The 20,055-nt window shown below is 63.1% G+C and carries 16 protein-coding genes; 6 read left to right on the top strand and 10 right to left on the bottom strand.

Features of this window, described 5'->3' with window-relative positions:
* Positions 1-14 precede the first annotated feature (14 nt).
* From E1B25_RS13090 to hslO, 6 genes are all read right to left on the bottom strand, one after another.
* The gene (locus E1B25_RS13090; protein WP_132829956.1) at positions 15-1,274 is read right to left on the bottom strand and encodes a class I SAM-dependent RNA methyltransferase; all 1,260 of its coding nucleotides are present in this window, start codon (positions 1,272-1,274) and stop codon (positions 15-17) included.
* 39 nt (positions 1,275-1,313) lie between these two features.
* Positions 1,314-3,146, bottom strand: coding sequence for an ABC transporter ATP-binding protein (locus tag E1B25_RS13085; RefSeq protein ID WP_132829954.1), 1,833 nt, complete (start codon positions 3,144-3,146; stop codon positions 1,314-1,316).
* Positions 3,143-4,981, bottom strand: coding sequence for an ABC transporter ATP-binding protein (locus E1B25_RS13080; protein WP_132829952.1), 1,839 nt, complete (start codon positions 4,979-4,981; stop codon positions 3,143-3,145). Before E1B25_RS13080 ends, E1B25_RS13085 begins: the two co-directional genes overlap by 4 nt.
* A 196-nt stretch (positions 4,982-5,177) precedes the next feature.
* Complete coding sequence (locus E1B25_RS13075; protein ID WP_132829951.1) at positions 5,178-6,347, bottom strand: CCA tRNA nucleotidyltransferase; 1,170 nt, start codon at positions 6,345-6,347, stop codon at positions 5,178-5,180.
* Positions 6,344-6,940: a CoA pyrophosphatase gene (locus tag E1B25_RS13070; protein ID WP_132829949.1), complete on the bottom strand. Its 597-nt coding sequence runs from the start codon at positions 6,938-6,940 to the stop codon at positions 6,344-6,346. The genes E1B25_RS13075 and E1B25_RS13070 overlap by 4 nt, the downstream gene beginning before the upstream one ends.
* Entirely contained in the window at positions 6,933-7,919 is a 987-nt protein-coding gene (gene hslO, locus E1B25_RS13065) for an Hsp33 family molecular chaperone HslO (protein WP_132829947.1), read from the bottom strand. Before hslO ends, E1B25_RS13070 begins: the two co-directional genes overlap by 8 nt.
* 77 nt (positions 7,920-7,996) lie before the next feature.
* Between hslO and E1B25_RS13060 the strand changes: the two genes are divergently transcribed.
* Positions 7,997-8,455, top strand: coding sequence for an NUDIX hydrolase (locus E1B25_RS13060; protein ID WP_132829946.1), 459 nt, complete (start codon positions 7,997-7,999; stop codon positions 8,453-8,455).
* A 7-nt stretch (positions 8,456-8,462) separates the two neighbouring features.
* On the opposite strand, the gene E1B25_RS13055 is transcribed toward E1B25_RS13060, so the two are convergent.
* A complete protein-coding gene (locus E1B25_RS13055) occupies positions 8,463-9,722 on the bottom strand; it encodes a PP2C family protein-serine/threonine phosphatase (RefSeq protein ID WP_132829944.1) in 1,260 nt (419 codons plus the stop codon).
* A 171-nt stretch (positions 9,723-9,893) separates the two neighbouring features.
* Here E1B25_RS13055 and E1B25_RS13050 point away from each other — a divergent pair, with 171 nt between their 5' ends.
* The gene (locus E1B25_RS13050; protein ID WP_132829942.1) at positions 9,894-10,226 is read left to right on the top strand and encodes an Hpt domain-containing protein; all 333 of its coding nucleotides are present in this window, start codon (positions 9,894-9,896) and stop codon (positions 10,224-10,226) included.
* A gap of 9 nt (positions 10,227-10,235) precedes the next feature.
* Here the strand turns inward: E1B25_RS13050 and ilvA are convergent, their stop codons facing one another.
* Positions 10,236-11,465 (bottom strand): threonine ammonia-lyase IlvA, encoded by a 1,230-nt coding sequence (gene ilvA, locus E1B25_RS13045; protein WP_132830092.1) that lies wholly within the window; start codon positions 11,463-11,465, stop codon positions 10,236-10,238.
* Positions 11,466-11,586: 121 nt separating this feature from the next.
* Between ilvA and E1B25_RS13040 the strand changes: the two genes are divergently transcribed.
* The 3 genes from E1B25_RS13040 (at position 11,587) to msrA (ending at position 14,101) form a co-directional block, all read left to right on the top strand.
* Entirely contained in the window at positions 11,587-12,813 is a 1,227-nt protein-coding gene (locus E1B25_RS13040) for an argininosuccinate synthase (RefSeq protein WP_132829940.1), read from the top strand.
* Between the two features lie 134 nt (positions 12,814-12,947).
* Positions 12,948-13,229: an SCP2 sterol-binding domain-containing protein gene (locus tag E1B25_RS13035; protein WP_132829938.1), complete on the top strand. Its 282-nt coding sequence runs from the start codon at positions 12,948-12,950 to the stop codon at positions 13,227-13,229.
* Between the two features lie 209 nt (positions 13,230-13,438).
* A complete protein-coding gene (gene msrA, locus E1B25_RS13030) occupies positions 13,439-14,101 on the top strand; it encodes a peptide-methionine (S)-S-oxide reductase MsrA (protein ID WP_132829937.1) in 663 nt (220 codons plus the stop codon).
* Here msrA and E1B25_RS13025 read toward each other — a convergent pair.
* Positions 14,098-14,967 carry a ribokinase gene (locus E1B25_RS13025; protein ID WP_132829935.1) on the bottom strand — a complete coding sequence of 290 codons (870 nt, stop codon included), beginning with the start codon at positions 14,965-14,967 and terminating at the stop codon, positions 14,098-14,100. The two genes, msrA and E1B25_RS13025, sit on opposite strands and share 4 nt — an antisense overlap.
* Before the next feature lie 3 nt (positions 14,968-14,970).
* Positions 14,971-17,226 carry an NADP-dependent malic enzyme gene (locus tag E1B25_RS13020; RefSeq protein WP_132829933.1) on the bottom strand — a complete coding sequence of 752 codons (2,256 nt, stop codon included), beginning with the start codon at positions 17,224-17,226 and terminating at the stop codon, positions 14,971-14,973.
* A gap of 156 nt (positions 17,227-17,382) precedes the next feature.
* Between E1B25_RS13020 and mutS the strand changes: the two genes are divergently transcribed.
* Positions 17,383-20,004, top strand: coding sequence for a DNA mismatch repair protein MutS (mutS, locus tag E1B25_RS13015; RefSeq protein ID WP_206338550.1), 2,622 nt, complete (start codon positions 17,383-17,385; stop codon positions 20,002-20,004).
* Positions 20,005-20,055 lie beyond the last annotated feature (51 nt).

The following is a 20,055-nucleotide window of genomic DNA, read 5'->3' as shown; positions in this document are numbered from 1 at the left end:
CCGTCTCCTGCCTGTTAGGCTTTTTTGATTTTATCCTTGGTTTTATCCAAGGTGAACGACGCCGCAAGCTCCACATGCGCCGACCAGCGGAACTGGTCCACCACCTGCACCCAATTCAGGCTATAGCCCGCCGCGATCAGACGCGCCGCATCGCGCGCGAAGGTCACCGGATTGCACGAGACATAGGCGATCACCGGCACCCGCGCCAAAGCAAGCTGCTCGACCTGCGCCTCGGCTCCCGCGCGCGGCGGGTCCAGAACGGCGGCGTCGAAGGGCGCTGTAAACGGGGCCAACTCATCCGGCATCAGCGGGCGACGGAACAGATCCCGCGCCTCGGAACTTACCGCCTTGAGGCCCTGCGCCTTGCGCCAACCAGCGTCCAGCGCAGCGATCATCGCCTTGTCGGCCTCGACCGCGTGCACCTCGGCCCGCTCGGCCAGCGGCAGCGAAAAGGTGCCGCAGCCCGCAAACAGGTCGACGATGCGCCGGGCCGGGCCAACGATCTCGCGCAGCGTCGCCAAAAGCGCCGCCTCGCCCTGTTGTGTGGCCTGAAGAAAGGCCCCCGACGGCGGCACCACGGCGGCGGCACCGAACCGCTGCACCGGACCTGCGCGCATGGCGATCACCTCACCATCCCAAGCAAGGCGGGCCAGCCCGTGGCGTTCGGTCAGCTGGGCCAGCACCACCTGCAACGGCCCGTCCAGCGGTTTGCCGCCGCTCGCCGCGATATCAAGCCCGACCTCTGACAACGTCGCGGTGACGGCCAGCACCGCCTTGCGACTGCCGCCCACCATGGCCAGCGCCTCGGCCACCGGCAAGGCGGCCAGCAGCCCCGGCAGCAACAGCTGACAGTCCGGAATCTCGACAATGCTGTCCGAGGCGCGACCGTGAAACCCGGCCAGCGCGCCCTTTTTGGTGCGCCGCGCGGCAAACGTGGCCCGCCGCCGCGATTGCGGTGGCGAGGTCAGGATCGGGCGGAACACCGTTTCGATCCGCTGCGCCATCAGCGCCCGGCGCACCACCTCCTGTTTCCAACCCGCGACAAAGGGCTCGGAAGCGTGCTGCAACTGGCAGCCACCGCACCCCTGATAATGCCGGCAAACCGGCTTCACCCGATCAGATGATGGCGTTTCGATCCGGATTTCGGTCAACCGGTCGCCTTCGACCACACCGCTGACCACCTCACCGGGAAGTGTCCGCGGCGCAAAGATCGACCCCTGCGCCACGCCGTCGCCCTGATGGCCCAACCGTTCTATCGTGAATTGCTTTGTCATATGCGCGTGATAGCCGCAGCGGCCCTGCGGCAACAGTCCCTATTCCGTTTCTTCGGTCCGTAAAAACCCGCCTGATTGCCGCGCCCAGAACTGGGCATACCGTCCATTGCGCGCCAAAAGCACCTCATGGCTGCCCTGTTCGACGATGCGCCCCGCCTCCAACACGATGATACGATCCATCTCGGACAGGGTTGAAAGCCGGTGCGCAATGGCCAGCACCGTCTTGCCCTGCATCACCCGTTCCAGCGCGGTCTGGATCGCCGCCTCGACCTCGGAATCCAGCGCCGAGGTCGCCTCGTCCAGAACCAGGATCGGCGCATCCTTGAGAATGGCGCGCGCCAAGGCCACCCGTTGCCGCTGCCCGCCCGAAAGCTTGACCCCGCGTTCGCCCAGATGCGCGTCATAGCCTTTGCGCCCCATATGATCGCCAAGGGTCTGGATGAACTCATGCGCCTCGGCCTTTTTGGCGGCGCGCATCACCTCGTCATCGGTGGCATCGGGCCAGCCATAGCGGATGTTGTCCATGGCCGAGCGGTTGAACATCGCGGTTTCCTGCGTGACCATGCCGATCTGGCGCCGCAGGCTTTCCTGCGTCACCGACTGGATCGGCTGGCCATCAATGCGGATTTCCCCATTTTCCGCTTGATAGAGCCGCAACAGCAGCGAAACCAAGGTCGATTTTCCCGCCCCCGAGGCGCCAACGATGCCCAGTTTTTCGCCCGCGTGAATGGTCAGATTGATGTCCGACACGCCGCCAACCTCGCGCCCATAGGCAAAGTTCACCTTGTCGAAAACGATCTCGCCCTCTGGTACCTGCAACGCCGTCGCCCCCGGCGCATCGTGCAAGCGCACCGGCGGGGTCAAGGTGCGCATACCATCCTCGATCTCGCCGATGTCGGAATAGATGCCCATCAGCGCGAAGCTGACCCAGCCGGTCATCTGCGACAGCCGGATCGCCACCGCGCCGGCGGCGACAATATTGCCCTCGCTTGCCAGCCCCTGCCGCCACAACAGCAACGTCGCGCCGATCAGCAGCACCGGCAAAACCCCGGCCAGCCCCATCAGGCAGAACCGGAACAGCGCCGCCAAACGGCCAAAGCGCAGCGCCCGATCGCGAAAGCCGCGCAATGCGCCCAGCGCCGCGCGATCCTCATGATCGGCATGGGCAAACAATTTCACCGTCTTGATATTGGTGATGGTGTCGACGATCTGGCCCGACACCACCGCCCGCGCCCCGGCCCGGCCCGCCGCACGTTCGCGCACCCGGGGCAGGAACCAGCGGATGATGATCAGATAGAGGACAAGCCAAAGCAGGAACAACAGCGTCACATGCCAGCTGATCGAGGTCATCAGAACCAGCGAGCCAAGGATCGAGGCCAGGGCAAAGGCCACGACATTGATTGATTCTACCGCCACATTGGTGACAGCCCCTGCCGCCTGCATCTGTTTCTGCGCAATCCGGCCGGCGAAATCATCGTCAAAGAACTGCACCGACTGGCCCAACGTCCAGCGATGCAGACGCGCCAGAACCATCGGGTTCACGTTCGGCCCCACCGCGATCGCGTTGGCCGCCGACGACAGCCCGAACAGCAGCGGCCGCAGGATCAGAAAAAACCCCACCGCGACCGCGAGCTTCACCATATTCGCCGGATCAAACAGGTGATCCGGCCCGCCGCTCACCGCCGTATCCACCACCAGCCCAAGGATATACGCGGTCCCAGCCTCCAGTGCGCCCGCGGCGCAGGATACCACCGTTGCGAAAATCAGCGTCGGCCCAGCGCCCTTGAGGCACCACAGGATAAACGCCAACAGCGTCTGCGGCGGCGCCCCCTCGGCCGGGCGAAACGGGTCGATCCAGTGCCCAAGCCTCATTCCACCGCCTCCGGGTTCAGAAACCCGCCCGATTGCCGCGCCCAGAACCGGGCATATAGCCCGCCCTTGGCCAGCAGGTCTGCATGGCTGCCCTGTTCCACGATACGGCCCCGGTCCATCACCAGAATTCTGTCCATCTCGGCGATGGTAGAAAGCCTGTGCGCGATGGCAATGACGGTCTTGCCCTGCATCATGCCATACAGGGTTTTCTGGATCGCAGCTTCGACCTCGGAATCCAGCGCCGAGGTTGCCTCGTCCAGCAGCAGGATCGGCGCATCCTTGAGGATCACCCGCGCCAGCGTCACCCGTTGCCGCTGCCCGCCCGACAGTTTCACGCCGCGTTCCCCGACATGGGCGTCATAGCCGCGCCGCCCCTGCGGATCGGCAAGATCAAGGATGAACTCATGCGCCTCGGCCTGTTTGGCGGCGGCGATCATCTCGTCCTCGCTCGCCTCGGGCCGCCCATACAGAAGATTGTCGCGCACCGAGCGATGCATCAGCGCGCTGTCCTGTTGCACCATGCCGATCTGGCTGCGCAGGCTGTCTTGCGTCAGCTTGGAGATATCCTGTCCGTCGATCAGGATTTGCCCGCTTTCCACGTCGTAGAATCGCAACAACAGCTTCACCAGCGACGATTTTCCCGCCCCCGAGCGCCCGATCAGCCCAACCTTTTCGCCCGGCCGGATCGTCAGGTCGAGGGAGTCGAGCCCGCCCGCCCCGCGCCCGTAATGGTGCGAAACGCCCCGCAACTCGATCTCGCCCTTGGTCAGGACCAACTCGCGCGCATCGGGTGCATCCACCAGATCAAGCGGCTGCGCGATGGTTTCCATCCCCTCGGCCACCACGCCGAGTTGGCGGAAAAACGTGGTTAGCGCCCACATGATCCAGCCGGTCATCGCATTCAGCCGCAGGGTCAGCGCAGTGGTGGCGGCGACCACCCCGACGCTCGCCTGCCCCTGCATCCAAAGCCAGATAGCCCAACCGACCACGCCGACGATCAGCAACCCGTTCAGCATCACCAATGTCGCATCCATGATGGTAAAGATCCGCATCTCGGCCTGAAAGGTGCGGCGCGATTCTTCAATCGCGTCCTTGGCATAGTTCAACTCACGATCATCATGGGCGAACATCTTGACCGAATGGATATTGGAATAGCTGTCGACCACCCGCCCGGTGATCGCCGAGCGCGCGTCCGAGGCCGCCTTGGACGCCGGGCCAACCCGGCGCACGGTCCAGCCGATCAGCACACCATATAGCACCAGCCAACCGAGCAGCGGCACCAGCAGCCGCGCATCTGCCGTGATCAGCAGCACACCGGCGCCGATGAAATAGGCGATAGAAAAGGAAATCGCGTCAAAGACCTGAAACACCACCTCGCCCGCTGCGGGCGGGGTCTGCATGATCCGGTTAGCGATGCGGCCGGCGAAATCGTTTTCGAACCAGCCGACCGACTGGCGCAACACATGTTTATGCGCGCGCCACCGGATCATCGTGCCGAAATTGGGCAGGATCGCATTGTTCAGAAACAACACGTCCAACAGCTGGATCAGCGGACGCAGGAACAGGATGAACCCTACGACCAGCAGCAGCTCCAGCCCGTGATCGGCCCAGACCTGCGCCGGGGTGCCGCCCAGAATATCGACCACCCGGCCCATATAATAGATCAGCCAGACCTCGATCGCCGCGACAGCAACTGACAACAGCCCGGCCCAGATGAACACCCGGCGAAACGGCCGGGCATAGGCGCGCAGGAACGGCCAAAGCCGGGTCGGGGGGCGATCCTCCTGCGTATAGGCGCAATAGGGGTCGACGAGATTTTCAAAGAAACGAAACATGTCGGACTACTCCGGCAGAGCGAAAAGAATGCAGATGCAATAAGGGCGGCACTGAACACCACCCGCACAAGGTCCGGTCGTTCAGCGTTAGCTGTTCCAGATCCCGTGATACATGCGCATCCTCCAACAAGGTTTCGATGCTTTGGCTAGCCAATCACGATCGGCTTGTCACCTATTACATGCCTTTGACATGTATTTAGTCGGCCCCGCTGTCACCCGAAAGCAACGCCACCTTGTCCCCGGTAAACCCTGCGGAGATCCAGATTTTTTCAAGATCGGCCAAGCGTTTACCCAGTGCCGCGCCGGTATATTCCGGCATCAGATCGCGCGCGATCACCGGGAATTTCGCCGCCGCGCCGTGGTCGATCTGCGCGCCCGCGCCCTCGGGCCAGTTCTGCTCCAACCAGGCACAGCGCAACAGCAGCGCATCGCGCCCGGCTGACCCTTTCAGCCGATAGCCCAGCTCACTCGGCCCGGCCGTATCCGCCGCCGCTTCGCGCATCGCCGCAAGCGCCCGCGCTTTCGCCTTGCTCAGCCGCAGCGCCTCGGCCACATCGACGCCGCCCAGCGCCGCCAGCCGCCGCAGCCCATCCGGTGCAACGCCCGCCTGACGCTCAAGATGCACCAAGGGTGCCAGCGCTCGGTCATCCGACCCGGGCAGAAACAGCCCCAGCGCCCCGGTCGAGCGCATCGCCGCCACCGAGGGCGCCGGATCAGGGGCTGCAAGCAGTTTCAACAGCTCGGCCCCCACCCGCTCACGCGACAGCGTGGCAAGCCCGTCCAGCGTGTCGGCAATCGCCGCCAGTGCCTCGGGGTCAAACCCCAGTGCGTCGCAGCCATACCAAGCGTGAAAACGGAAATAGCGCAGGCTGCGCAGATAATCCTCGCGGATGCGGTCGCGCGCCTCGCCGATGAAACGCACCCGCCGCGCGCGCAGATCGGGCAAGCCCCCCAACGGGTCCAACACGGTGCCGTCGGGCCGCGCATAAAGCGCGTTCATGGTGAAATCGCGCCGCGCCGCATCGTCCTCGATACGGGTGGAATAGGCCACCACCGCGCGCCGCCCGTCGGTCTCTATGTCCTTGCGAAAACTGGTCACCTCATGCGGGATGCCGTCCTTGACCAATGTTACCGTGCCATGGTCGATCCCCGTCGGCACCGCCTTGATCCCGGCCGCCTTGGCCAGCGCGATCACCCGCTCGGGCACCGCATCAGTGGAGATGTCGATATCGCTGACCGCCACCCCCATCAGCGCGTTGCGCACGCAGCCGCCCACGAACAAGGCCTGCGCGCCGCCCGCCTCGAGCGCGGCGCAGACCGCCTGTGTCGCGGGCTCGGACAGCCAGTCTTCGCTGATCCGGGTCATGCCTGCGCCCGCAGCGCCAGCCCGCGCAGCATCCGCGCGGTTGCGCCCCAGATATAATAGGGGCCGCAGGGCACCGTGAAGTAATAGCGCCGCCCGCCCTGCCATTGCCGCGATTCGATCAGATAGTTTTCCGGGTTCAGCACATGCGCCAGCGGTACCGAGAACACGTCTTCGACCTCGCCGGGTTCGGACACCGGGTCAAACGCCCGCTCCAGCACGGCCAGAACCGGCGTGACCTTGAACCCGGTCCCGGTCTCATGCTCGGACAGATGGCCAAGGATCTTGGGCAGCCCACGCGGCAGACCGATCTCTTCCTCGGCTTCGCGCAGGGCGGTGGCGGTCACGTCGGCGTCCGCCTCTTCCTGCTTGCCGCCGGGAAAGGCGATCTGGCCCGGATGATGCCTGAGCGCCGAGGAGCGTTTGGTCAGGATCAGCCGTGGCTCCGACCCGACCAGCGACACCGGGACAAGCACGCCCGCAGGACGCAACTTGCGCCCGGCAGGGGGCAAGAACCCCGGATTCAGCTCGAAATCCGAGGTTTCAGCGCCCGGTCGGGCCAAGGCGGCCTGCAAGATGTCGATCGGATCACGCATTCCCGGTCTGCTCGGCCTCGAACCCCACGGTGGCGGGGTCGAGAACATAATGGGCGCCGCAAAACTGGCAATCGGCGGTCACGGTCCCCTCGTCCGTGGTCATCGTCTTGATGTCCTTGGCAGAATAGATCGACAGGCTTTGGCGGACGCGATCCTCGGAACAGGTGCAGCCAAAACGCACCGGCTGCGCGTCAAACACCCGCGGCTGCTCTTCGTGGAACAGGCGCACCAGCAGGCTGGTGGGGGTGACCACCGGCCCGACCAGTTCCAGCTCTTCTACTGAATCCAGCAGGATATTCACCCGGTTCCAGTTCTCGCCCTCTTCCCCGTCAACCAGATCGGCGGGCCGCAGGATGTCGCCGCTGCCCTCCAACTTCGCCGCGAACGGCGACGCCTTGGGCATATGCTGCAACATCACGCCACCAGCGCGCCAATGCTCGCGACCGCCCTTTTCGGTGGATTTGCCAAAGTTCAGCTTGAACCGCGTCGGCAACTGTTCCGACTGGGCGAAATAGGCCTCGGCACAGCGCCGCAGCGAGTCCCCCTCCAGCGGTGTGATCCCCTGATAGGGCGTCATCCCCTTGCCCTGATCGATCAGGATGGCGAAATACCCCGTCCCGATCTGCGCAAAGGGCTCTGCCCCCGACAACCGGTCGGCGTCATAACTGGCATAGGCCCGGATCTTGGCCGGCTCGCCCTCTTCGGTGGGGGCATAGTAATCGGTGGCGATCATCCGCACCGGGCCTTTGGACTGGACCTGCAAAGACAGCTTCCAGCGCAGCTTTACGGTTTGCCCGATCAGCGCCGTCAGCAACGCCATTTCGGCCACCAGCGCCTCGACCTGAGGCGGGTAGTCGTGCTGTTTCAAGATCCCGTCCAAGACGCCGTCCAGCCGGGCCACGCGCCCGCGCATGTCCGAAACGTCCAGTTGGAAGGGCAGGACGGTATCGTCCCACGCGAGTTTCGATCCGATGGTCATGGGGTTTCCTTACGCGCCACGGGTTGGCATACCCGCGCAATATAGTCGGAACGCCTCGCGATAAAAGGGCCAGTTGCATGATCAGACGGTTTGGCGAAACACCCCGCCCCGATCAAACCTATCGCCGCCGCGTCGGCGCCTATGCGCTGCTGCCGCAAGCGGGCGGTCTTCTGGTGACCGAACAAAGCACCGAAACCGGCCCCGATCTGCAACTGCCGGGCGGCGGGATAGATCCCGGTGAGTCCCCCACCGCCGCGCTGCACCGAGAGGTATTCGAGGAAACCGGCTGGCGCATCGCCGCCCCGCGCCGGGTCGGGGCCTTTCGCCGCTTTGCCTATATGCCAGAGTATGATCTGTGGGCGGAAAAGATCTGCCTGATCTATGTCGCCCGCCCGATCCGCCCGATGGGCCCACCGACCGAGGCGGGTCATGCTGCGGTTTGGCTGGACACCGTCGACGCCGCACAGCGGCTGGGCAATGCTGGCGATCGCCATTTCGCCACCCGTCTGGCGTTGGGACAACTGCGCACGGGCTAAGGCCCGGTCAGGGCCCCCAATATTCAAACAAGGTGGCAGAGACGTCATCTTCCATGCCCTGCCCCGGCGCCATGATCTGGCGAAGCTGCCAGAACAGATCGTCGAGAAATTCCTGCCCGGTTTGCCCGGCGTCGCAGGATTGCACCAATTTCTGGAACCCGTCGCTGTCCAGCATCCCGCCACAGGCCAGATTGCATTCGGTGAACCCGTCGGAATAAAATAACAGCCGGTCGCCCGGCGCCAGCACGGTTTCGAACTGGTCATAGTCCAGATCGGGCAACAACCCGATCGGTACGCCCCCATCGCCCAGAAACGCCGCACTGCCGTCGCGCCGCAGGATCAACGGATGCGGATGCCCCGCCTGCACCATATCCACATGACCCGAGCGCAGATCGGCGGTGCCATAAATCATCGTGAAATATTCCTCGACCCCAGCATCGGCGGTGACCCGATCATTCAGGATCCGCGCCACCTCGGCCGGCGGGCGCAGGGCATAAAAGCTCTCGTGCCGCTTTTCCATTGCCACGTTCTGATCGAAATAGGTGCTGGACAGATAGCCGCCCAGTTTGGCCGTCATCATCGCCGAGGTAATACCGTGGCCGGACACGTCAATACAATAGAACCCGATCCGCGCCCCACCGGGCGAGAACATGCCAACCAGATCGCCGCCGATATGGCCGCAGGGTTTCAACAACAGGCTCACGCGCGAGGCGCCAAAGTCCCGCGTCAGTTCCGGCACCAGCGATTCCTGGATCTTGCGCGCCTGGATCAGGTCCTTGTCGATGGCATCATGCGCCTTGCGCAGCTTGTCCACCGTTTCCGAAATCACCCGGTTCTTCTCCGATAGTTCGCGCTGCATGCTCAGGATCCGCGCCCCGGCCGAGATCCGCGCCCTGAGTTCATGGGAGTTCACCGGCTTGATCAAGAAATCATCGGCCCCCGCATCCAGTCCTTTGGCGATGTCGTTCTTCTCGCTCTTGGAGGTCAGCAGGATGAAATAGACGTAACCCTCATTCGGCAGGGCGCGAAAGGCGCGGCAGAACTCCAGCCCGCTCATCCCCGGCATCATCCAGTCGCTCAGCACGACATCGGGGGGCGCGGTGCGGCAAATCTCCATCGCTTGCTCGCCGCTTTCCGCCTCGATCACCTCAACCCCCCATTTCTTGAGCGAGCTGATCAGAATATGGCGCTGCAACCGGCTGTCATCGACCACCAGAACCCGCTGGATCGCATCCGTGGCCGGACCTGTATCGCTCTTCACCAACATGCCCCGCAGAATCACCTTTCCATCTCATCATCCCCATCAGGCACTATCGGGCCAAGCGATTAACAGGGCGTGAAACCCGATGCTGCGGTTGCGCTCTCCCGGCTTAACCGGCTGTTTACCCCCCGGCCCTACCCTCGGTGCCGGGTTGGGGTTCAGATAAATGGGTGTGTCATGATTCGATGGTCACGCGTGAACGAATTGCGCGACGAAGTGGGGCCCGACGATTTCAAAGAGGTGGTCGACCTCTTTCTGGAAGAAGTCGAGGAGGTGATTGAGCGGCTGCGCGCGGATACCAACCGCAGCCAGTTGGAGCAGGATCTCCACTTTCTCAAGGGCAGCGCGCTCAATCTCGGCTTCTCGGCGTTTTCAGATCTTTGTCAGGATGGTGAACGGCTCTCGGCCGCAGGACAGGCCGACAGCGTTGATCTTGCCGCCATTGTCACCGGCTATGACCGCTCAAAGGTCTGCTTCTTTGACGGGATGCGCGAACATCTTGCGGCCTGAAACGCTGGCTCAGATCACGAACTGGGCCAGCGTTTCATTGTTGGTGATGTCGGTATAGGTATAGCCCCCCGCATCAAGCCGCGCGAACAGATGGGCGAAGTTGTCCGGGCGCTGCGTCTCGATCCCGATCAGGACCGAGCCAAAATTGCGCGCCGATTTCTTCATGTATTCAAACCGGCTGATATCGTCTTCCGGCCCCAGGATCTCAAGAAAATCCTTCAACGCGCCGGGCCGTTGCGGCAGGCGCAGGATAAAGTATTTCTTGACCCCGTTGAAGCGCTGCGCGCGTTCCTTGACCTCTGGCAGACGTTCGAAATCGAAATTCCCGCCCGAGGTGACGCACACCACCGTGCGCCCACGCACAAAGCTGGCGATATCGCCCACCGCCTCGACCGCCAGCGCCCCGGCGGGTTCCAGCACGATGCCCTCAAGGTTCAGCATTTCGATGATGGTGGTGCTGATGCGATCCTCGCTCAGCACCAGAACATCCGACAGTCGCGTGTTGCGCAACAGCTCGAATGTCTTCTCGCCGATCCGCCCCACCGCAGCGCCATCAACAAAGGTATCGACATGGTCCAGCGTCACCGGCTGCCGCGCCCCCAGCGCCGCGCGCAGACAGGCGCCCCCCGCCGGTTCAACGAAAACACAATGGGTCCGGTCCCCGAACCAGGTCGACACACCGGATGACATGCCACCACCACCCACCGGCAGGATCACGTGATCGGGCATCCGACCCAATTGGTCCTCAACCTCCACCCCGATCGAGGCCTGCCCCTCGATCACGTCCAGATCATCGAACGGCGACAGGAAATGCCCGCCCTCGCGGGCGCACCAGTCCTGCGCGGCCCTCAGCGTGTCGTCGAAATAATCGCCCACCAGATGGATCTCGATCTGATCGCCGCCAAAAATCCGGGTCTTTTGAATCTTTTGCTGCGGCGTCGTGACCGGCATGAAGATCACACCCTTCACGCCCATATGCTTGCACATGAAGGCCACGCCCTGGGCGTGGTTGCCAGCGCTGGCGCAGACGAACAGATCCTGTCCCTGCTGCTTGCGCATGGCGTTGAACGCCCCGCGCAGCTTGTAGGAACGGACCGGGCTCAGATCTTCGCGTTTAAGCCAGATATCCGCGCCGAATTTATCGGACAGATGCGCGTTGCGCTGCAACGGCGTGGGCGGGAATACCGCGCGCATGGCCTCTGTCGCGGCCCGCGCTCCGGTATGAAAGGCGTCATTCATGTCGGTCATATGCTTCTCTCGCCAAGATACGGGCCGGATGCAAGCCCGCTGTTTCCGCCACCTTGCCCCCCAGCACAAAACCCGGTAACCCCCGATGCGGTTCTCGCAGAAGGAAATTCGCATGTCCGCGCCCAAGAAAGTCGTCCTGGCCTATTCCGGTGGCCTCGACACCTCGATCATCCTGAAATGGCTGCAGACCGAATACGGCTGCGAAGTTGTGACCTTTACCGCCGATCTCGGTCAGGGAGAAGAGCTCGACCCCGCCCGCAAAAAGGCCGAGCTTCTGGGGATCAAACCCGAGAACATCTTTATCGAGGATGTCCGCGAGGAATTCGTCCGCGATTTCGTCTTCCCGATGTTCCGCGCCAATGCTGTTTATGAGGGGCTGTATCTGCTCGGCACCTCGATCGCACGGCCGCTGATTTCCAAGCGGCTGGTGGAAATCGCCAAGGAAACCGGCGCCGATGCCGTGGCCCATGGCGCCACCGGCAAGGGCAATGATCAGGTCCGGTTCGAACTCTGCGCCTATGCGCTGAACCCGGCCATCAAGGTGATCGCACCGTGGCGGGAATGGTCGCTGACCTCGCGCACGCGCTTGCTGGAATTTGCCGAACAGAACCAGATCCCGATCGCCAAGGACAAACGCGGCGAGGCGCCGTTCTCGGTCGACGCCAACCTGTTGCACACCTCGTCCGAGGGCAAGGTGTTGGAAGATCCGGGCCAGATGGCGCCTGATTACGTCTATCAGCGCACCGACGATCCGGTTACCGCCCCGGACACCCCGGAATACATCGAAGTCGGCTTTGAAAAGGGCGACGCGGTTTCGATCAACGGCGAGGCGATGTCGCCCGCCACGATCCTGACCAAGCTGAACGATTATGGTCGCAAGCACGGCATCGGGCGGCTGGATTTCGTCGAAAACCGCTTTGTCGGCATGAAATCGCGCGGCGTTTATGAGACCCCCGGCGGCACCATCCTGCTCGAGGCGCACCGCGGCATCGAACAGATCACGCTGGATTCCGGCGCCGGTCACCTCAAGGATTCGATCATGCCGCGCTATGCCGAGCTGATCTATAACGGCCTGTGGTTCTCGCCCGAGCGTGAAATGCTGCAAGCCCTGGTCGACAAAAGCCAGGAACATGTCACCGGCACCGTCAAGCTGATGCTGTTCAAGGGATCGGCACGTACCGTGGCGCGTTGGTCGGACCATTCGCTGTATTCCGAGGCCCATGTGACCTTTGAAGAGGATGCAGGCGCCTATGATCAGAAAGACGCGCAAGGGTTCATCAACCTCAATGCGTTGCGCCTGAAACTGATCGCGGTGCGCAACGCGCGGGTCAAAGGCTAACCCCTGCACCCACGTCACCATTGAAACGGATCGAGAATGCCTGCCTTTATCGAGGCGGGCATTTTCTTTTGCGGGGTGCGGGATGCACCCGTCTGATGTCCTGATTGCAGCCCCCACAGAACCGGAGACCAGACATGCTGGACAAGATCGCAGACGCCATCAACGAGGCCATCAACGGCAAAAGCTTTGACGGGTCGTTGAAATTCGACTGCGGCGCCGACGGGGTGCTGGTACTGGCCGACGGACGCGCCAGCACGCAAGACCGCGATGCCGATTGCACCATCAAACTCAGCCCCGAGAACCTGAAAAAGCTGCTCAAGGGCAAGCTGAACCCGATGACCGGCGTGATGATGGGAAAGCTGAAGGTCAGCGGTAATCCGGCTGTCGCCATGAAGCTGGGATCGCTGCTGAAATAGACTCTAATAAGGGGAAATTTGTCATTTTTCCCGCGCCTCATAGTAAAGGAAGCGCAACCCGGACTCCCACCCGCGCAGGGGCCCCCAAAGCCCCTCCCAAGCAGTAAAATCCTCTCACCTGTTCGTGACATTCGATGACAACGGCTTGCCCGGTTCACCCGACGGGGGCAGGCTACAGTCGAATTTTCGACACCTGAGGAGTGTTGTGTATGAAACCGCTCGAAATGCTCAAAACCTGCGCGCTGGTGTTTTTCATCGCCATCGGCACTTTGCTCAGCCACAGCGGCGCCCGCGCCGGCGGAACCGAAGTGATGGTCGTCGCTGGCGGCTGTTTCTGGTGCGTCGAGGCCGATTTCGAAACGGTCGCCGGGGTCAGCGATGCGGTCTCGGGCTATACCGGAGGAGATGTGGCGAACCCGACCTATAAACAGGTCACCCGTGGTGGCACCGGCCATTACGAGGCCGTCAAGATCACCTTTGATCCCGAAACGGTCAGTCGCGAAACCCTGTTGGCGCTGTTCCTGCGTTCGGTCGATCCCACCGATGCGGGGGGGCAGTTCTGTGATCGCGGCAACAGCTATCGCAGTGCCATTTTCGTCTCTAACCCAGAGGAAACAGCGCTGGCCAAATCCGCCATTGCACAGGCCGAGGCCGATTTGGGCCAAAAGATCGTCACCCCGATCCTGCCCGCCGTCCGGTTTTACCCCGCCGAGGCCTATCATCAGGATTACCACACGGGAACCAAACTGGTCCTGACCCGCTTTGGCCCAAAGCGACAGGATGTTGCGTATAAACTGTATCGCAAGGGCTGTGGGCGCGATGCCCGCGTGCGGGCGCTTTGGGGCGCGGCGGCCCCGTTCGCTGGCAGCTAGGGACCAGCCTGCACGTCCTTGAGATCCGGAATCACATCGGCGGTGCCATGCCGCGTCACCATGATGGCCGCCGCGCGCAGCGCCTGCGCAATGGCCTGCGCCATCGGCATCCCACGATCCAGCCCCGCCAGCACATAGCCGGTAAAGGTATCGCCCGCTCCGGTGCTGTCCACCGCCACCACCTTGAGCGCCGGATAATCGCGGGTTTCCCCTGTGTTCGTGTCGAAATGGCGCGCGCCCTGCGCCCCCAGCGTCACGATCACATCGCGCACCGGCAGTGCCTCGGGCGTCAGGCCGGTGGCCTGCTGCAACTGTGCGGCCTCAACCGCGTTCAGGATCAGAAAATCAAGAAACGGCAGCACCTCACACACCGCATCCGCATCAAACGGCGCCGCCGCATAGCAAACCCGCAGCCCCAAATCGCGCCCGATCCGGGCCGCGAGCGCTTGCGCATTGGTTTCGTTCTGGATCAACAGCGTATCGCCCGCGCCCGCCTCGGACAGCGCCGCCTGAACCAGCGACTGCGGGATCTCTCGGTTGGCGCCGGGATAGATCACGATCTGGTTCTCGCCGCCCGGCTCCACCATCACGATGGCATGCCCCGTCGCGGTGTCGACCTGCGCGATATGGCGGGTATCGACGCCATATTCCAACAACCGCTCGACCGCCCAGCCGCCATCCGGGCCGACGGCGCCCAGATGATGCACATGGGCCGCCGCGCGGGCCGCCGCGACCGACATGTTCGCCCCCTTGCCGCCAAGGAACTTCTGATATCGTACCGCCGCCAAGGTCTCGCCCGGTGCCGGCAGATGCGGCACCGCATAAACCATGTCGGCGTTGATCGACCCAAGGTTCCAGATCGCCACGGCTCAGCCGATCCCGCAGGCCGCCAGAACTGCCATGTTCACGATATCATTGGTGGTTGAAACCGTCGAACAGATCTGGATCGGCTTGTCGACGCCGGTCAGGATCGGCCCGATCACCGTGGCCTCGCCCATTTCCTGCATCAGCTTGACCGAAATGCTGGCCGAATGCCGCGCCGGCACGATCAGGATGTTTGCCGGCCCTGTCAGCCGCGAGAACGGATAGGATTTCTGCGCCTGCGTGTTCAGCGCGACATCCACGGTCATCTCGCCCTCATACTCAAAATCGACGCCACGCCGTTCCAGCACGTCCGAGGCCAGATGCATCTTTTCTGCCCGTTCCGACACCGGATAGCCAAAGGTCGAAAACGAAACAAAGGCGACCCGTGGCTCCAACCCCAAGCCGCGCGCGATCGACGCCGCACGTTCCGCGATATTGGCAAGATCTTCGGCCTCGGGCCATTCATGCACCAAGGTGTCACCGATCAGAACGATCCGACCATTGTGCAACAGCGCCGTCACCCCGGCCGCCCCATGTTCGGCGTCGGCATCGAACACGTGGTTGATCTGGGCCAGCACATGCGCCGATTTCCGCGTCGCCCCGGTCACCACAGCATCCCCATGCCCATGCGCCAGCATCAATGCCGAAAACACATGGCGGTCGCGCGCCGCCAGCCGGTGCACATCCTTCTGATCAAACCCTTTGCGCTGCAGCCGTTTATACAAAAACGCCTTGTAGCTGTCCAAATGCGAGGTGTTGGCGGCGTTCACCACCTCGATCTCGCGCACCGCGTCGCCCAGACCGGCGATTTCCAGTTTGGCTTTCACGTCCTCGGCCCGGCCGACCACCAGCGCCTTGCCAAAGCCCGACCGTTGATAGGTAACGGCCGCGCGCAGAACACGCGGGTCGTCGCCCTCGGCAAAAATCATCCGCGCCTGCGCCGCACGGGCCCGCGCGTTCAGGCTGCGCAGGATGCTGGCGGTCGGGTCCATCCGGCTTTTCAACGCCAACTCATAGGCATCCATGTCGATGATCGGGCGCCGCGCCGCGCCGGTATCCATCCCCGCCTTGGCCACCGCGACCGGGATCCGATGGATCAACCGGGGATCGAACGGCGTGGGAATGATATAATCTCGACCAAAGCTCAGGTTGCGGCCATAGGCCAGCGCCACCTCGTCCGGCACATCCTCGCGCGCCAGTTCGGCCAAGGCGTGGGCGCAGGCGATCTTCATCTCGTCATTGATCGCCCGGGCATGAATGTCCAACGCCCCGCGAAAGAGATAGGGAAATCCCAGCACGTTGTTGACCTGATTGGGATAATCGCTGCGCCCGGTGGCGACGATGGCGTCCATGCGCACCTCATGCGCCTCTTCTGGGGTGATCTCCGGATCAGGGTTGGCCATGGCGAAAATAACCGGATTGTCCGCCATCGAGGCAACCATGTCCTGCGTCACCGCGCCCTTGGCACTGACGCCAAGGAACACATCCGCACCCACCATCGCCTCGTCCAGAGACCGCAGCTCTGTCTTGACGGCATGGGCCGATTTCCACTGGTTCATCCCCTCGGTGCGCCCTTGGTAGATCACGCCCTTGGTGTCGCAGATGATGCAGTTGTCGTGCCGTGCGCCCATGCGCTTGAGCAGCTCAAGACAGGCGATGCCCGCCGCGCCGGCACCATTCAGCACGATCTTCACGTCTTCGATCTTTTTGCCCGAAAGGTGCAGCGCGTTGATCAGCCCGGCGGCACAGATCACCGCCGTGCCATGCTGGTCGTCGTGAAAGACGGGAATATCCATCTCTTCCTTGAGCCGCTGCTCGATGATGAAACATTCCGGCGCCTTGATATCCTCAAGATTGATGCCGCCAAAGGTCGGCCCCATCAATCGGACCGCCTGAATGATCTCGTCGGGGTCTTCGGTATCCAGCTCGATGTCGATCGCGTTCACATCGGCAAAGCGTTTGAACAGAACCGCCTTGCCCTCCATCACCGGTTTCGAGGCCAGCGCGCCCAGATTGCCAAGCCCCAGCACCGCCGTTCCGTTCGTGATCACCGCGACAAGATTGCCCTTGTTGGTGTAATCAAAGGCAGTTTCTGGGTTTGCCGCGATGGCCTCGCAGGGTACCGCGACACCGGGGGAATAGGCCAAGGACAGATCCCGCTGGGTTGTCATCGCGACCGTCGGGCGGATCTCGAATTTTCCCGGCGTGGGTTCGATATGATAGGCAAGCGCCTCATCATCGGTGATCTTCATCTTGGCCATGCTACCTGTCTCCTCGGGTGGGCGCAGACCTTCTAGCCTAGGGGCCAAAGCATCTCAACGGCAATGCGTTTTCGCCTTTCGCTGCGCCGGCGGCATTTGTAAGGTCGCGCCGGTCCATCAGCCGAGGGGAGGCCCGCCTTGTCCACCGTCACGCCGATGATGGCGCAATACCTTGAAATCAAGGCCCAGAATGCCGATGCGCTGTTGTTCTATCGCATGGGTGATTTCTATGAGATGTTCTTTGATGACGCCGCGGCCGCATCAGAGGCGCTTGATATCGCGCTGACCAAACGCGGCAAACATGCGGGCGAGGATATCCCGATGTGCGGCGTGCCGGTCCATGCCGCTGAAAACTATCTTCTAACGCTGATCCGCAAAGGGTTTCGCGTCGCCGTCTGCGAACAGATGGAAAGCCCGGCCGAGGCCAAGAAACGTGGCTCTAAATCGGTGGTTCACCGCGATGTGGTCCGGCTGGTCACCCCCGGCACGCTGACCGAGGAATCGCTGTTGGAGGCGCGGCGGCACAATTTCCTTGCCGCCTATTGCGAGATCCGCGATCAGGCCGCGCTGGCTTGGGCGGATATCTCGACCGGGGCGTTTCACGTGATGGCGATGACACCGGTGCGACTGTCGCCCGAACTGGCCCGCCTTGCCCCGTCCGAATTGATCGTGCCAGAGACGATCGAGCAGGAAAAGCACGGGTTAGTCTCTGATCTGGGCATCGCGCTGACACCGCTTCCCCGCACGAATTTCGACAGCACCTCGGCGGAAAAGCGCATTCTGGACTTGTTCAGCATCTCTGCGCTGGATGCCTTTGGCAGTTTCACCCGCGCCGAAATCTCGGCGATGGGGGCGCTGATCGCCTATCTGGACATCACCCAGAAAGGCAAGCTGCCGCTGCTGCAACCGCCCCAACGCGAGGCGCAGGATCGCATCGTCCAGATCGACGCCGCAACGCGGCGCAATCTGGAACTGACGCGGGCGTTGTCAGGGGGCAAGGCCGGGTCCTTGCTGGCGGTCATGGATCGCACCGTCACACCGGGGGGCGCGCGCCTTTTGGAACAACGGCTCTCCAGCCCCTCGCGCGACCTGAACGCGATCCATGCCCGACAGGATGGCATCGCGTTTTGCGTCGATGACAGCACCTTCACGGCCGATCTGCGCGACGCTCTGCGAAAAACACCCGATCTGGACCGCGCCCTGTCGCGCTTGGCACTGGAGCGGGGCGGCCCCCGCGATATGACCGCGATCCGGGGCGCGCTGGCGCAAGCCGCCGCCCTAGCCGAGACCTGCGCCGCGCGCACCTTGCCGCCGCTTCTGGCCGATGCGGTCCAAGGGCTGACCGGGTTCGACGATCTCTCGGCCCTGCTCGAGGCCGCGCTTGTCGCCGACCCGCCAATGCTCGCGCGGGACGGCGGTTTTATCGCCCCCGGCTATGACACAGATCTGGACGAGGCGCGCACCCTGCGGGACGAGGGCCGCTCGGTCATTGCGGCGCTGCAAAAGAAATACAGCGAACACACAGGTGTTTCCGCGCTGAAGATCAAACACAACAACGTGCTGGGCTATTTCATCGAGACCACGGCGGCCCACGCGGAAAAGATGCTGAAACCGCCGCTGTCAGAAACCTATATCCACCGCCAGACCACGGCGAACCAGATCCGCTTTACCACCGTCGAACTCTCCGAGATCGAGACCCGAATCCTGAACTCCGGAAATCGCGCGCTGGAGATCGAAAAGCGGCTCTACCAAGGGCTTTGTGAGGCGATTTTGCACCATGCGCCCCGCCTCAATGTCACCGCACGCGGGCTGGCAGAGCTGGACCTCGCCGCCGCGCTCGCCGATCTAGCGCGGGCCGAAAGCTGGTGCCGCCCCCGTGTCGATGACAGCCGCGCCTTCGATATTGTCGGCGGACGTCATCCGGTGGTGGAACAGGCTCTGCGGCAACAGGGCGGATCGCCCTTTGTCGCCAATGATTGCGACCTCTCCGCACAGAACGGTGCCGCGATCTGGTTGCTGACCGGCCCCAACATGGCCGGTAAATCGACCTTTCTGCGCCAGAACGCCCTGATCGCGCTTTTGGCGCAGATCGGCTGCTATGTCCCCGCCGACAGCGCCCATATCGGGCTTGTCAGCCAGATTTTCAGCCGTGTCGGCGCCTCCGACGATCTGGCGCGGGGGCGCTCCACCTTCATGGTCGAAATGGTCGAGACCGCCGCGATCCTGAATCAGGCCGATGATCGGGCGCTGGTGATCCTTGACGAGATCGGGCGCGGCACCGCAACCTATGACGGGCTGTCGATCGCCTGGGCAACGCTGGAGCATCTGCATGACGTCAATCGCTCCCGCGCCCTGTTCGCCACCCACTACCACGAGCTGACGGCGCTGGCAGGCAAGCTTGATCACGTGGAAAACGCCACCGTTGCCGTGCGCGAATGGGACGGCGAAGTTATTTTCCTGCATGAGGTACGCAAGGGCGCCGCCGACCGCTCCTATGGGGTGCAGGTGGCCCAGCTTGCCGGGCTGCCCGCCTCGGTCGTGGCACGGGCGCGCGTGGTGCTTGACGCGCTGGAGCAGGGCGAGCGCGAAGGCGGTGCAACCCAAAAGGCGCTGATCGACGATCTGCCGCTCTTTGCCGCGATGCCAGCCCCGGCCCCCGCTACGCCAAAACCAGCCGCACCCGTGGTGCAAATGCTGGAGGAGATCCACCCGGACGAGCTTACCCCCCGCGCCGCGCTGGATCTGCTGTACAAGCTGAAAGACGCGGCCAAGAGCTGAGCACGAGAAACGACAAATGGCGCCCCGACCCCAGTCGCGTGCGCCATTTCT

The organism is Antarcticimicrobium sediminis (assembly GCF_004348975.1).
Taxonomy (GTDB): domain Bacteria; phylum Pseudomonadota; class Alphaproteobacteria; order Rhodobacterales; family Rhodobacteraceae; genus Antarcticimicrobium; species Antarcticimicrobium sediminis.
Note: the sequence above shows the minus strand (reverse complement) of the source record. Positions and strands in the feature narration are given on the sequence as shown.